The sequence below is a fragment of the Bradyrhizobium sp. 41S5 genome (assembly GCF_011516665.3).
Classification (GTDB): domain Bacteria; phylum Pseudomonadota; class Alphaproteobacteria; order Rhizobiales; family Xanthobacteraceae; genus Bradyrhizobium; species Bradyrhizobium quebecense.
On the sequence record NZ_CP083721.1, the window covers coordinates 5,076,520 to 5,089,720 of the forward strand.

The following is a 13,201-nucleotide window of genomic DNA, read 5'->3' on the forward strand; positions in this document are numbered from 1 at the left end:
GGTCTCGGCCAGGCGGCAGGATCACGCCGCAGGCTAGCCCGGCGCCGTAAAGGTCTCGTTAACCGGCATCCGGCCTGAACTCCCTCAGGACGCCGGCGGCGGCCCTGAAATCGACCTGCCGGGCGGCGCGACGCGCGGCGACCTCCTCGTCGACGCCCCACTTCTCGATGTTCCAGTCCTCGTCGACATGGGCGGCGGCCCAGACCTGGTCCTCGTCGCGGACGCCATGGGCGAGCGCCAGCGCCAGCAGAGCCGAGCCGGTCAGCGTCGTCACCACATGGAGCGCCGCGACTGACCATGGATCGGTCGGGAACGCCGCACGCGCCGCCTTGATCGCGGGCTCGGGCTGGCCGACATGCATGACCCCCTCGGCCATCACGAAATGGGCGCCGAGCGTATCGGCGGCCCAGAACAGGATCGGGTCCCAGTGCCGGGCCTCGCGCGCCACCAGCGTCTCGGGATGCCCGGCGCGATAGAACAGCAGATCGCTGCCGAGGAATTTTGCCGCATCGTCAGCGACCTCGTCGACGCGGTCGATCACCCCCTCGATCACGCTGTTGGCGAGGCGCGTCAGCGGCATGGTCATGGGATCGATGGTCTCGCCCTGTGCATTCCATTCGACCGCGACCGCATCCGCAATGGCACGGCTCGGCACCACGATCGGCTTGCCGGACGGCGAGCGGATCTGCTTGCCGTCGAGCGTGATGGAAAATCCGCCATCAGCCTCGGCCACGCCGGCGCTGGTGTAGAACCGCTTGCGCTGCGGCCTGCGGATGTGGCGGCGCACCGCCTCCTGCGGGTCGAGCGGGGATTGGTCTGGGACGTCGTCGAAGAGTTCGCGCATCGCGCCGGCCGGCTTTCGTTCGGAAGGAGTTCCCTGCAAGATACGTCAGCGGCAACGGCAAATAAAGCTGATGGGACGCGGCAAATTCCTCGCGGGTTTTTCACTGGTGGCGACGGTTTTCGGAGCCGCCACCGACGCCGGGTTCCGTACACCGGAATCGCTGATCCGCAACGTCTACGCCCATTATGGCAATGGCAGCGCCGCATTTTCGAATGGCCTGCCGCGCGACGACGAAACCGCCCGGCAATTCTTCGATTCCAGCCTGCGCGGCGCCTGGACCGCCCTGCACGACGCCCCCTACGATTTCCTGGTGCAGAGCCCGACGTGGCGACTCGGCCCGATCTCGATCGCAATTCCGCGCCGGCAGTTCGACAAGACCGACGTGACGGTCACATTCGACAACGAGGGCCGCGCGGTCACGCTCAACTTCATCGTCGTCAACGGCCCCGACGGCTGGGTGATTGCGGACGTCGAGAGCCCGCACGATTCGTTGCGGATGTTTCTCGCGCAGTTCAGGCGTTAATCCCGATCGTCAACACGACAGCGCGCGATGCGATCGGCGACGCGCAAGAGAAAAATATCTGACGGTTGCCTGCGCGTCCTGCTTTCTCCGCAATTCGGTACGCCCATGGTGCATCCGATTGATCGCTCAGCAGGTTTGAACGTCGCGCGCACTTCCGCGTCGAAGTGCCGCAACGCACTGTCATCTGCGCGTTAAAAACCTGCCAGATTCCGGCAACAACGCCCGGCTAGCCTCGCGACACCAAACAGAAGCATTGGTCGACCATTGCGGTCGCAAGACGTGGACTGGCGTCACGCGTGGCGTCGTTGCGCGCTTGCGCACCGGTGGCGGCGTATTGGCGGGGCGCCGTGGCACGACGACTTTCGACCGTTTGTTGTGCCATCGCCGCGGCGTGCCTCGGGCTTGCCGTGAGCGGCATGACGGCCTGGCTCGGCGCAACGGGCCTGCAGAATGCGCCGCAAGCGCAACAAGACGTTTGTGCGCGGCCCGAGCCCGGAAGCGCGATCGAGGAATCTGCCGAATTGCGCAGCCGCGATGGTATCCTCGAAACCGGCCTCAGCATCCACGATCAGAAGCTGCCGGATGGAACGAGCCGCTATTGCTATCTGACACCGGACGGCAAGCCGTCGCCGACCTTGCGGCTGAAGCCGGGCGATCAGCTGGTCATCCATTTCAAGAACGACCTCGTCGACCTCGATACGGCAACGCCTGCGATCGACCGCCCGCTCGCCGGCGCGCCGATCTGCACGACGCGAAAGCAGGCCGATGTTTGCGAGAGCGGCGCGATGACGCCGATCTCGACCAATCTGCACTTCCATGGGCTGACGGTGCCGCCGGTCTGCCATCAGGATGACGTGCTGAAGACCTCGATCCAGCCCGACGACGCGCCGTTCGAATACCGCCTGCGCATCCCCGACGATGCACCGCCCGGCCTCTATTGGTATCACCCGCATCTGCACGGCTTCAGCAAGACGCAGGTGCTCGGCGGCGCCTCAGGCGCCATCATCATCGAAGGCATCGAGCGCGCCGATCCACAGCTCGCTGGCCTGCCCGAGCGCGTGCTCGTGATCCGCGACCAGGATCTCGTCAATCCCGACGCGCTGCCGTCGAAATCCGAGCCGGTCATGACCAAGAGCCAGCTCGACAATGACGGCGACGTTGCCAGCTCCGGCACCGGTTTCGGCAAGCCGTCGAAGGATCTTTCCGTCAATTTCGTGCCGGTGCCCTATCCGAACTATCCGCCGGCCCGGCTCACGATGAAGCCGGGCGAGCGGCAGCTCTTGCGGGTGCTGAACGCGTCCGCGATCACCTATCTCAACCTCGCGCTGCTGGTCGGCCGCACACCGCAACAGATCGGCATCGTCGGGCTCGATGGGGTGCCGTTGCAGTTCCAGGGCAGCCCCTCGCCATCAGTGCAATGGGTCAACCATATCGGCCTGCCGCCGGGCTCGCGCGCCGAATTCATCGTCGAGGGACCGCCGGCCGGCAGCTCTGCCCTGCTGGTGACGCGTGCGGTCGACACCGGGCCTGCCGGCGAGAACGATCCCAACCGCGCGCTTGTCGCGATCACGTCCTCGGTCAATGCAAGCGAGCCGCAGGCCGCGCTGCCCGCCCGCGCCGAGCCGCTGCCGCGACCGGAGCGACCGTGGGTCGGCAACGTCGCGCCGGTGCGCGTCCGGAAGCTGTTCTTCTCCGAGCAACCGGAGAACCCGAACGACCCGAACAGCCCGACCAAATTCTTCATGACCCTCGACGGAGAGACGCCGAAACCGTTCGATCCGCTATCGGACATTCCCGACATCACCGTGAGACAGGGCGACGTCGAGGACTGGATCATCGAGAACCGCTCGATGGAGCTGCATGATTTCCACATCCATCAGCTGCACTTCCAGCTGCTCGACTGGTCCGGCGTCGCAGTCAACGAACCGTTTCTGCGCGATACCGTCAACGTCCCCTACTACAACGGCCGGATGCTGAAATATCCGAGCGTGCGCCTGCGCATGGATTTTCGCGATCCCAACATCGTCGGCACCTTCGTCTACCACTGCCACGTCCTCGAGCACGAGGACGGCGGCATGATGGGACGCATCAGGGTCGTGCCGCGAGACACCGCAAGTTCCACCAAGCCGCTCAACCAGCAAAAAGGAGAGCTTTAATGCGCGACAAGCACAGGTCACGTTGGCTGCAAGGTTGCCGCCTCACCCTCAGCGCGCTTGCGCTAGGTCAGTTCACCGCCGGCCCGGTGCTAGCGGAGGACTGGAATCACCACGGTGGACACGAGACGCGGTCGCCGATCAAGCACGTGATCGTCATCATCGGCGAGAACCGCAGCTTCGACCACGTGTTCGCGACCTACGTGCCCGAACGGCGCGACCAGGGCGTGTTCAACCTGCTCTCGCAGGGCATCGTCAAGCTCGACGGCAACAAGAACGCGATCCCCGGGCCGAACTTCGAGAAGGCGCATCAGCAGGCGGCGACCGATACCGGCCTGAACGATGCGTTCCTGCTGAGCCCGCCGAAGCAGAACTTCCCCAAGGATCAATTGCCGGCTCCGCTGGTCGGCGGCCCCAAGGTCTCCTACATCCCGAATAAATGCGGCAGCTCGCCGATCACCACCTGCGAGGCGTCGCTTGTGCTGGCGCAGCAGTCGGAAACCGGCCTGCCGTCCGAGTACTACCAGTTCCTCCTGAGCGGCGGCACCGGTCAGACCTCGCAGACCCCCGACCAGCGCATCACCAATGTCAGCGCGCTGCCGGCCGGTCCGTTCCAGCTCACCAACAGCGATGCGATGCCCTACGACACCTATTCGGCAAGTCCGGTGCATCGCTTCTACCAGATGTGGCAGCAGCTGAACTGCAACCACTCGGCGGCCAGCCGTGACAATCCGTCGGGCTGCGGTGGCAATCTGTTCGCCTGGGTCGAGGTGACCGTCGGCGCGGGCGCCAACGGTGCGGCGCAGCCCTCCAACTTCTCGACGGACTACTCACCGACGGCAACGACCACGGGCGAGGGTTCGACGGCGCTCGGCTTCTACAACGTGCAGAAAGGCGACGTGCCCTACTTCACCTCGCTCGCGCAGAAATACGCGATGAGCGACAACTTCCACCAGTCCGTCAACGGCGGCACCGGTGCCAACCACATCATGTTCGGTCATGCCGACATGATCTACTTCAGCGACACCTACGGCAACGCCGCGGTCCCGCCGAACAGCACGCAAGTGTTCGGCGGCACCCCCGACGCCGGCATCGTGCATCAAATCGAGAATCCGAATCCGGCTGCCGGCACCAACAACTGGTACACCGAGGACGGCTACGGCGCCGGCGGCAATGGCGGCTACCCGCCGCCCTACCAGACGAGCCCGGTGTCCGGCGGCGGCTCCTACAGCGACTGCTCGGATTCGAGCCAGCCCGGCGTCAAGCCGATCCTGGACTATCTGAAGGGGATCCACATCAACGCGAACTGCGAACCCGGCCACTATTATCTCTTGAACAACTACAATCCGGGTTACTTCGGCAACGGCAAGAACGCCTACACCGACACCAATCCGTCCAACACGCCGTTCACGATCCCGCCGTCGACCCGCAAGAGCATCGGCGACAGCCTGAACGAGCGGAACATCTCCTGGAAGTACTACGGCGACCAGTGGAACAACTACGTCAACGATCCCTATCAGCTCAACTGGGGCGCGGCCGGTCCGACCGCGGACGAGTACTGCAACATCTGCAATCCGTTCCAGTACGACACCTCGATCATGTCGCACCCGGACCAGGTCGCAGCCCATATCAAGGACTCGGTTGATCTGTACTCCGACCTCTCCAAGCACGCGCTGCCCGCGGTCTCGATCGTCAAGCCGAGCGGCTTCACCGACGGTCACCCGTCGTCTTCCAAGCTCAATCTGTTCGAGGGCTTCACCAAGAAGATCGTCGACCAGGTCCAGGCCTCGGACTATGCCAAGGACACCGCGATCTTCATCACTTTCGACGAAGGCGGCGGCTACTTCGACTCGGGCTATGTGCAGCCGCTCGACTATTTCGGCGACGGCACCCGTATTCCGCTGATCGTGGTGTCGCCGTTCGCGCGGCACGGCCACATCTCGCATGAATATGCCGATCACGTCTCGATCATCAAATTCATCGAGCGGAATTGGCGCCTGGAGCCGATCACGAACCGCAGCCGCGATAACTTCCCGAACCCGGTTGCGGCGCCCGGCAATCCCTATGTTCCGGTCAACAGCCCGGCGCTCAGCGATCTGTTCGACTTCTTCGACTTCGACGACGGCGGCCATCATCATGACGGCGGCTGGGATCATGACGGTGGCTGGGATCACTGACCACCGCACCTCGCGACATACCGATCCGCCGGCCCGAAAGGCCGGCGGATTTCATTTGCCGCACGCCGGATGTCCATAGCCTGCGCGAGCCTGTAACGTGTCTGGCGACACCGGTCTCGTCTCCATGGAAATCCTGTTCAATGACATCAATCGCTTTCCGTCGGGCTCAGCCCGCCGACCTCGCGGCGATCATCGCACTTCTCGCCAACGACGTCCTGGGGCAGCAGCGCGAGGATGCGAGCTCGCCGCCGAACCCACGATACATCGACGCTTTCAAAGCCATCCTCGCCGATCCCAACCAATTGCTGGTCGTGGGGACCCTGAACGACGAGGTGATCGGGACCCTTCAACTCAGCTTCATTCCCGGAATGGCACGCCTGGGCGCCTGGCGCGGGCAGATCGAAGCGGTCCGAATTGCCGAGATGCATCGCAGCTCGGGCGTCGGGCAACAGATGTTCGAATGGGCGATTGCGCAATGCAGGACGAGAGGCTGCGATCTCGTGCAGCTCACGACCGACAAGGCGCGCCCCGATGCGCACCGCTTCTACGAACGATTGGGATTCGTCGGCAGCCATGTCGGCTACAAGCTGACGCTTTGACGTTCATCGGCCCTGGCCGATTGGCGCAGGATCGCGAGTAGGTAGCGCGATCGGCCGCTTAAAGATTTGTCGCGCGTTGAACGCGTCAACGCTGCTCTTGAAATTCCCGGCCGGCTATCACGGCTTCTGATAGATCACGTGACCTGCACGGATGGTGGTGCTCACTTTCGCAAGATTGGCGACGTCGCTGAGCGGATCGCCGTCGAGCACCACGAGATCGGCGTCGAAACCCTGCTCCACCTTGCCCTTCTTCGCGGCCTTGAAGAACCGCGCCGGATTGGTCGTCAGCGAGGCCAGCACCTGACGCTCCGACAGCACGCGGTGCATCAGCTGAAATTCCTGCGTGGTGTCGTACAGTGTGGTGAAGCCGACGTCGGTGCCGAACAGCACGGTGCCGCCGTTCTCCGAAAACTGCTTGAGCTGGTTGACGGTCGCGGCCACCAGACGGTTGGTGACGTTGGGGTCGAGAACCACCGTCGTGAACAGCGCAAGCGTCGGAATCAGCGCAGTCCCTTGAGCCTTGAACCGCGCCAGCTGATCATCCGTATAGCTCCGCTCGCTGGGCGTGGTGTGCGCGAGCACGTCGACGTCGGCTGCGATTACCGTCTCGACGCCGACCTTGTTCTGCGGATGCGCGAACACCGGCCGGCCCTGCGCATGCGCGACATCGACGGCCGCTTTGGCGATCGCCGGGTCCATGTTGATGACGGGCTTGTCGCCCATGAACGCGCCGGTGAACAGCTTGATGCCGTCCTCGCCCATCGCAAGCCAGTCGCGCGCCCATTTCGTCGCCTCCTCGGGCGTGGCGACCTCGGGCAGTTGCACCTCGCTCGGGACGTAGACGGGATGCCCGCCCTTGGGGAAGATGTTGTTCTTTCAGCGTACCGTTAGCGCAATTTGACATGTGAGAGATCGCGGCACCATGTTCTTGAGCTTGCCTTGGCTAGCAGGTTTGATGGCCGTCCATTCATGATCGCTGAGTTCGTAGCGCATGATCAGAGGCTCCAGTTTTGGAGCTTGAATCGCGCCGATACTCTCAAGCCGCATTGGCCCCTTGAGTTGCTGCCAATGCTCTGAATCTACTTCTGCTTCGGCGGCATAGCGGACATGGCCCGACTTGCAACTGGTTCGACCCAGTCGCGAATGAGACCCGATCCGGACGTGGCCTTCTGGCCCAGTTCTGACTATTTGATTTGGCTCAACGCTTCAAATGCGAAATCCGTCAGCTTGGAAGCTTCCAATGGCTCGGTTGGCGTTCAACTAACAGGAGGTTCCATGAACAAGCATGCGATCGCGCTGGCTTTGAGCCTTCTTCTTTCTCCGCCTCTTGCGCTCACCGCACAAGCTCAGGCCGCAATCACCGAGCAGGAAGCGCACGCCATCGCGGTCGATGCCTATTTGTATTTTTATCCATTGATCTCGATGGACCTGACGCGAAAGCAATTTACCAACATCGAGCCCGGCAAGGAATTCGGCAAGGGTCCGATGAACATTTTCACGAACGTGCCGGAGTATCCTCCAGCTGATTTCAAAGGCGTCGTTCGATCAAACTTCGACACCCTGTATTCGATTGCCTGGCTCGATATGACCAGGGAGCCGTTAGTTGTTTCGGTGCCGGACACGGACGGCCGCTTTTACCTTCTGCCGATGCTTGACATGTGGACGGATGTATTTGCCTCGCCCGGTTGGCGAACAACGGGCACTCATGCAGGCAATTACCTCATCACGCCGCCAGGCTGGACCGGGACGGTCCCCGCGGAACTGACGCGCATCAGCGCGCCGACGCCGTTCGTTTGGATCATCGGACGAACAAAGACCGATGGGCCAACGGACTACGACGCTGTTCACAAGATACAGGCGGGTTACAAGATCGCCGCACTTTCCGATTGGGGCAAGCTTGCCAAGCCCGTGGAAGTGAAGATTGATCCCAACGTAGACATGAAGACGCCACCCAAGGTTCAGGTCGATAGGATGGCTGCCGCGAGGTACTTCGCCTATGCTGCCGAGCTTCTCAAGGTGAACCCACCGCATATCACCGACCAGCCAATGATCGCGCAATTGAAGAAGATCGGAATCGAGCCGGGCAAGAACTTTGACATCGAGAAGCTCGACCCTGCGGTCCGCAAGGCGTTGGCGAGCGCTCCAGAGGACGCGCGGGAATTGATGGCCTGGAAGATACCGACGCTGGCACGCGTCGTGAACGGCTGGTCAATGAACACCGACACGATGGGCGTGTATGGCAACTATTATTTGAAACGCGCCATTGTCACTCAAGTCGGTCTCGGCGCGAACCTCCCGGAGGATGCTGTCTATCCCCTCAATCTGGGCGACGAAACCGGCAAGCCACTCGATGGGGCGAGCAAGTATGCTCTCCATTTCGACAAGGGTAACACGCCTCCGGCCAGGGCGTTCTGGTCGATCACGCTTTATGATGCTGAAGGCTTCCAGGTTGGGAACATCCTGAATCGCTTTGCGGTCAGCAGTTGGATGCCGTTCAAATACAACGCCGATGGATCGTTGGACCTGTACTTCCAGAATGAAAGTCCGGGAGAGGAAAAGGAAGCAAACTGGCTCCCCGCTCCAAAGGGCGCGTTCAATCTGACCATGCGCCTTTACAGCCCATCATCGGAGGCTCTCACCGGCAAGTGGAGCCCACCGCCGGTCACGCGCGTGCAGAAATCTCCGGGTCTGGCTCAATAGATCAAAAAAAATTCGCTGCTGGGCGAGCGGGGACGCATTAACGTCGCCGCTCGTTTCCATGTCCATTAAAGCCGGAAGCACACGGGAGCGATATCGCGGCTATGCCGAAAGCTGAAGAAGACCGCTTCTGCCGTGAGCATTTGCGCGATTTCGGAATATTGGAAGAATATCCCCGAGTTGCCCGACGTGTCAAGTTGCATGGTGGAACGGCGGCCGCCGCCGGCACCTTTGCATGGGGTTGTTTTCGATATTTTGGCAGCGCCCCTCTGTGACGGCCCCATAACTTCATGTTGCTCAGCCCGACCCGCCCGGCTCCAGCGCCTCGCCTAGCTCAAGCGGATGCGCCATCGCCTGGTGCAGCGCGTCCTTGTCGAGCTCACCCTCGGAGAGGCTGATCACGATGCAGGCGACGCCGTTGCCGATCAAATTGGTGAGCGCGCGGCACTCGCTCATGAACTTGTCGATGCCGACCAGGATGGCGATCGACTGGATCGGAATGTCTGGTACGATCGATAGCGTCGCGGCGAGCGTGATGAAGCCGGCACCGGTGACGCCGGAGGCGCCCTTCGAGGTGATCATCGCGATGCCGAGGATGCCGAGCTCCTGCCAGATCGTCAGATGGGTATTGGTGGCCTGCGCCAGGAACAGCGTCGCCAGGGTCATGTAGATGTTGGTGCCGTCGAGATTGAAGCTGTAGCCGGTCGGCACCACGAGGCCGACCACCGAGCGCGAGGCGCCGAGATGCTCCATCTTCTGGATTATCTGCGGCAGCACTGTCTCCGAAGACGAGGTGCCGAGCACGATCAGGAGCTCGTCCTTGATATAGGCGATGAAGCGGATGATCGAGAAGCCCGCCAGCCGCGCGATCGCGCCCAGCACGATCAGCACGAACAGGATGCTGGTGAGATAGAAGGTGGCGATCAGCGCCGCCAGATTCACCAGCGAGCCGAGGCCGTAGGCGCCAACCGTGAAGGCCATCGCGCCGAACGCGCCGAGCGGCGCGACGCGGACGATCATCCGGATGATGCCGAAGAACATCTTGGACGCCTTGTCGATCGCCTCAGCGATCGGCTCGCCGGGCTTGCCCATCAAGGCAATGGCAAACCCCGAGAGGATCGAGATCAGCAACACCTGCAGCAGATCGCCGCGCGCCAGCGCGCCGAAGAAGCTGTCGGGGATGATCGCCATCAGATGGGCGACGATGCCCTGCTCCTTCGCCTGCGTCACGTAGGTAGAGACCGATTTCGGATCGATCGTGGCGGGATCGATGTTGAAGCCGCGACCGGGCTGCAGCAGTTCGCCGATCAGAAGGCCGACCGCAAGCGCGACCGTCGACACCGCCTCGAAATAGATCAGCGCCTTCAGCCCGACCCGGCCGACGCGCTTGAGGTCGCCCATCGAGGAGATGCCGTGCACCACGGTGCAGAAGATCACCGGCGCGATCATCATCTTGATCAGCGCGATGAAGCCGTCGCCGAGCGGCTTCAACTGCTTGCCGAGGCCGGGATAGAAATGCCCGATCAAGACGCCGGCGGCGATCGCGATCAACACCTGGATATAGAGGATCTTGTACCAGGGCTGATGTCTGTGATGGACGGCGGGCTTGATCGCGTCTGTGGTCATGAGGTGCCCCGGGCTGGAATGAACTCAACTGGTGATGCCATCTTGGCGGAGCCGCGCGCAAGCGACAATGGCCATTCGCACCCGCCGCGCGCGCACACGAATCTGTCATAGACTATCGCCGGCACGCATCCGGAGGCTGAGATGGATTTCACCGCGCTGTTTCTCGCCATCACCATCGCCATGCTGGTGGCCTGGCGCGGCCCGCGTCCGGTCGCGATCGGATTGTTCGCGGTGATCCTGGTCGCCTGCGTCGCGGCCTTGCTGCACCACGCCACCGACCGTCTCACTCTGTCGTTCTGAGGCAAGCCATGACCGACACGCAGGCAGTGACGCTGAATGCCCTCGCGCTCTATGGCCTCGCGCTGTTGCTGGCGGCAGCTTTTGCGGCGCAGCTTCTGCTGCACGAGCTGCCTTGTCCGCTGTGTTTGTTGCAGCGCATCCTTTTCGCCTTGCTGGCGATCGGACCGATCCTGAACATCCGCTTCGGACCGCGGCCGAGCCATTATGCCCTGTCGCTGCTGACGGCTGTGCTCGGCGCCTCGGTCTCGACCCGGCAGGTGCTGCTGCACATCCTCCCCGGCGACGCCGGCTATGGGTCAGCGCTGCTCGGCTATCATTATTATACGTGGGCGCTGATCGGATTCATCGCAGCGATCGTTCTGCTCGCCGCCATGCTGGTGTTCGACCGCCAGTTCGACCACCGCACGGCGCCGGGCGCCTCGCCCGGCAGATTCGCACAAGGTGCGGTGTGGCTGGTGATCGGGCTGACGGCGCTGAACGTGCTTTCAACGCTGCTCGAATGCGGCTTTGCCGCCTGCGCCGACAATCCTATCGTCTATGAGTTGCTGAAGCAGGCGAGTTAGGGCCGCTTGGGAATATTCAACCCCCGTTGCACCGCCGGCCGCTTGAGACCGCGCTCCAGCCAGGCCGCGACATGGGTGAACTGGTCGAACTCGACGAGCTGGCGCGCGCCGTAGAAACCGATCAGATTGCGCACCCAGCCGAGCATCGAGATGTCGGCGATGCTGTATTCATCGTCCATGAACCACTGCCGCCCGGCGAGATGCGTTTCCATCACGCCGAGCAGGCGCCCGGATTCGGCAACATAGCGCTGCAGCGGCCGCTTGTCCTCAAAGTCCTTGCCGGCGAATTTGTGGAAGAAACCGACCTGGCCGAACATCGGCCCTAAGCCGCCCATCTGGAAATGCACCCACTGGATCGTCTGGTAGCGACGCGCGGCATCCGCCGGCAACAGCTTGCCAGTCTTTTCGGCGAGATATTGCAGGATCGCGCCGGACTCGAACAACGGCAGCGGCTTGCCGCCGGGACCGTTGGGATCGAGGATCGCCGGGATCTTGCCGTTCGGGTTCAGCGACAGGAACTCCGCGGTCTTCTGGTCGTCCTTGTTGAAGTCGACGAGATGGACCTCATAGGGCAGCCCGATCTCCTCGAGCATGATCGAGACCTTCACGCCGTTCGGCGTCGGCAGCGAATAGAGCTGCAGGCGGTCCGGATGCTGGGCGGGCCAGCGTCTTGTGATGGGAAAGGCTGACAGATCGGTCATGTCGACATTCTTTGCACGGTTGTTGTTGGGTGGTTAATGTACGGAGCTCATTGAAAGCCGCAAGGTCTGCAACCGGCCATGAACGATCAACAGACAGACGCAGGAACAGACGCGACGCTCGGCCCCTCCGACGACGAACTCGCAACACATCCGACCGTGTTTGCGGCAGACGCGTTGGCCGGTCAGGTGGTCGTCGTATCCGGCGGCGCCGGCGGCATCGGCCGCGCCATCACGTGGCTGTTCGCCCGGCTCGGCGCACATGTCGTGATCGTGGGACGCAGTGCCGACAAGCTCGATGCGCTGGTCGATCATCTCGGCCATCGCGGCCTGAAGGCCTCGGCGCACGTTGCCGATATCAGGGATCCCGACGCGGTCAGCACGATGTTCGACGCGCTGTGGACCGCGCATGGCCACGTCGACCATCTCGTCAACAGCGCCGGCGGCCAATTCCCGCAAGCCGCGATCGACTTCTCGATCAAGGGCTGGAACGCGGTCATCAACACCAATCTCAACGGCACCTGGTACATGATGCAGGCCGCGGCGCAGCGCTGGCGCGACCGCAAACATCCCGGCAGCATCGTCAATATCGTCGTGGTCACGACGCACGGCCTCTACGGCATCGCGCACACGATCGCCGCACGCTCCGGCGTGATCGGGCTGTCGCGCGCGCTCGCGGTCGAATGGGCGCCGCTGAACATCCGCATCAATTGCATCGCGCCCGGCGCGATCGAGACCGAGGGCTGGAACGTCTACAGCGAGGCGGCGCGCGCCGCCTATCCACGCTCCAACCCGATGATGCGTCCGGGCACGCCCTGGGACATCGCGGAGGCCGCGGTCTATCTCGCCGCGCCCTCCGGCAAGTTCATCACCGGCGAGACGCTGACCGTCGACGGCGGCGGCCAGCATTGGGGCGAGACCTGGACGACCGGCAAGCCCGACTATTTTCGAAGCAGCGATTGACGCCTCCAAATCCGTCGTGCTGGCTTTCGCCAGGACGACGACGTGAGGGTCCAACCGG

Annotated in this window: 12 protein-coding genes; 8 read left to right on the plus strand and 4 right to left on the minus strand. The window is 62.8% G+C overall.

What is annotated here, in order from left to right:
- Positions 1–58 precede the first annotated feature (58 nt).
- Positions 59–844: an ATP12 family chaperone protein gene (locus HAP47_RS24795; protein ID WP_173642364.1), complete on the minus strand. Its 786-nt coding sequence runs from the start codon at positions 842–844 to the stop codon at positions 59–61.
- Positions 845–914: 70 nt separating this feature from the next.
- Between HAP47_RS24795 and HAP47_RS24800 the strand changes: the two genes are divergently transcribed.
- The 4 genes from HAP47_RS24800 to HAP47_RS24815 all read left to right on the plus strand — a co-directional run bounded on the left by HAP47_RS24800 (position 915) and on the right by HAP47_RS24815 (position 6,296).
- Complete coding sequence (locus HAP47_RS24800; RefSeq protein WP_173642363.1) at positions 915–1,367, plus strand: hypothetical protein; 453 nt, start codon at positions 915–917, stop codon at positions 1,365–1,367.
- A gap of 347 nt (positions 1,368–1,714) precedes the next feature.
- Positions 1,715–3,523, plus strand: coding sequence for a multicopper oxidase family protein (locus tag HAP47_RS24805; protein WP_210285369.1), 1,809 nt, complete (start codon positions 1,715–1,717; stop codon positions 3,521–3,523).
- The gene (locus HAP47_RS24810; RefSeq protein WP_173642362.1) at positions 3,523–5,697 is read left to right on the plus strand and encodes an alkaline phosphatase family protein; all 2,175 of its coding nucleotides are present in this window, start codon (positions 3,523–3,525) and stop codon (positions 5,695–5,697) included. Before HAP47_RS24805 ends, HAP47_RS24810 begins: the two co-directional genes overlap by 1 nt.
- A gap of 140 nt (positions 5,698–5,837) precedes the next feature.
- Positions 5,838–6,296 carry a GNAT family N-acetyltransferase gene (locus tag HAP47_RS24815; RefSeq protein ID WP_173642361.1) on the plus strand — a complete coding sequence of 153 codons (459 nt, stop codon included), beginning with the start codon at positions 5,838–5,840 and terminating at the stop codon, positions 6,294–6,296.
- Between the two features lie 117 nt (positions 6,297–6,413).
- On the opposite strand, the gene HAP47_RS24820 is transcribed toward HAP47_RS24815, so the two are convergent.
- A complete protein-coding gene (locus HAP47_RS24820; protein ID WP_173642360.1) occupies positions 6,414–7,121 on the minus strand; it encodes an amidohydrolase family protein in 708 nt (235 codons plus the stop codon).
- Between the two features lie 450 nt (positions 7,122–7,571).
- Between HAP47_RS24820 and HAP47_RS24825 the strand changes: the two genes are divergently transcribed.
- Entirely contained in the window at positions 7,572–8,996 is a 1,425-nt protein-coding gene (locus HAP47_RS24825; protein WP_173642359.1) for a DUF1254 domain-containing protein, read from the plus strand.
- Between the two features lie 294 nt (positions 8,997–9,290).
- Here HAP47_RS24825 and HAP47_RS24830 read toward each other — a convergent pair whose 3' ends face one another.
- Entirely contained in the window at positions 9,291–10,619 is a 1,329-nt protein-coding gene (locus HAP47_RS24830) for a dicarboxylate/amino acid:cation symporter (protein ID WP_173642358.1), read from the minus strand.
- Between the two features lie 141 nt (positions 10,620–10,760).
- Between HAP47_RS24830 and HAP47_RS24835 the strand changes: the two genes are divergently transcribed.
- Positions 10,761–10,919 carry a DUF5993 family protein gene (locus tag HAP47_RS24835; RefSeq protein ID WP_173642357.1) on the plus strand — a complete coding sequence of 53 codons (159 nt, stop codon included), beginning with the start codon at positions 10,761–10,763 and terminating at the stop codon, positions 10,917–10,919.
- Positions 10,920–10,927: 8 nt separating this feature from the next.
- Complete coding sequence (locus HAP47_RS24840) at positions 10,928–11,482, plus strand: disulfide bond formation protein B (RefSeq protein ID WP_173642356.1); 555 nt, start codon at positions 10,928–10,930, stop codon at positions 11,480–11,482.
- On the opposite strand, the gene HAP47_RS24845 is transcribed toward HAP47_RS24840, so the two are convergent.
- The gene (locus tag HAP47_RS24845) at positions 11,479–12,183 is read right to left on the minus strand and encodes a glutathione S-transferase family protein (RefSeq protein ID WP_173642355.1); all 705 of its coding nucleotides are present in this window, start codon (positions 12,181–12,183) and stop codon (positions 11,479–11,481) included. The two genes, HAP47_RS24840 and HAP47_RS24845, sit on opposite strands and share 4 nt — an antisense overlap.
- 78 nt (positions 12,184–12,261) lie before the next feature.
- On the opposite strand from HAP47_RS24845, the gene HAP47_RS24850 reads away from it, so the two are divergent.
- Complete coding sequence (locus tag HAP47_RS24850; RefSeq protein WP_173642354.1) at positions 12,262–13,143, plus strand: SDR family oxidoreductase; 882 nt, start codon at positions 12,262–12,264, stop codon at positions 13,141–13,143.
- The last annotated feature ends 58 nt before the right edge of the window (positions 13,144–13,201 follow it).

What these genes read in the sequence shown, in the direction of transcription:
- HAP47_RS24795 (WP_173642364.1), bottom strand. Translation starts at nt 844, where the DNA reads ATGCGCGAACTCTTCGACGACGTCCCAGACCAATCCCCGCTCGACCCG.
- HAP47_RS24800 (WP_173642363.1), top strand. Translation starts at nt 915, where the DNA reads ATGGGACGCGGCAAATTCCTCGCGGGTTTTTCACTGGTGGCGACGGTT.
- HAP47_RS24810 (WP_173642362.1), top strand. Translation starts at nt 3,523, where the DNA reads ATGCGCGACAAGCACAGGTCACGTTGGCTGCAAGGTTGCCGCCTCACC.
- HAP47_RS24815 (WP_173642361.1), top strand. Translation starts at nt 5,838, where the DNA reads ATGACATCAATCGCTTTCCGTCGGGCTCAGCCCGCCGACCTCGCGGCG.
- HAP47_RS24825 (WP_173642359.1), top strand. Translation starts at nt 7,572, where the DNA reads ATGAACAAGCATGCGATCGCGCTGGCTTTGAGCCTTCTTCTTTCTCCG.
- HAP47_RS24830 (WP_173642358.1), bottom strand. Translation starts at nt 10,619, where the DNA reads ATGACCACAGACGCGATCAAGCCCGCCGTCCATCACAGACATCAGCCC.
- HAP47_RS24835 (WP_173642357.1), top strand. Translation starts at nt 10,761, where the DNA reads ATGGATTTCACCGCGCTGTTTCTCGCCATCACCATCGCCATGCTGGTG.
- HAP47_RS24840 (WP_173642356.1), top strand. Translation starts at nt 10,928, where the DNA reads ATGACCGACACGCAGGCAGTGACGCTGAATGCCCTCGCGCTCTATGGC.
- HAP47_RS24845 (WP_173642355.1), bottom strand. Translation starts at nt 12,183, where the DNA reads ATGACCGATCTGTCAGCCTTTCCCATCACAAGACGCTGGCCCGCCCAG.
- HAP47_RS24850 (WP_173642354.1), top strand. Translation starts at nt 12,262, where the DNA reads ATGAACGATCAACAGACAGACGCAGGAACAGACGCGACGCTCGGCCCC.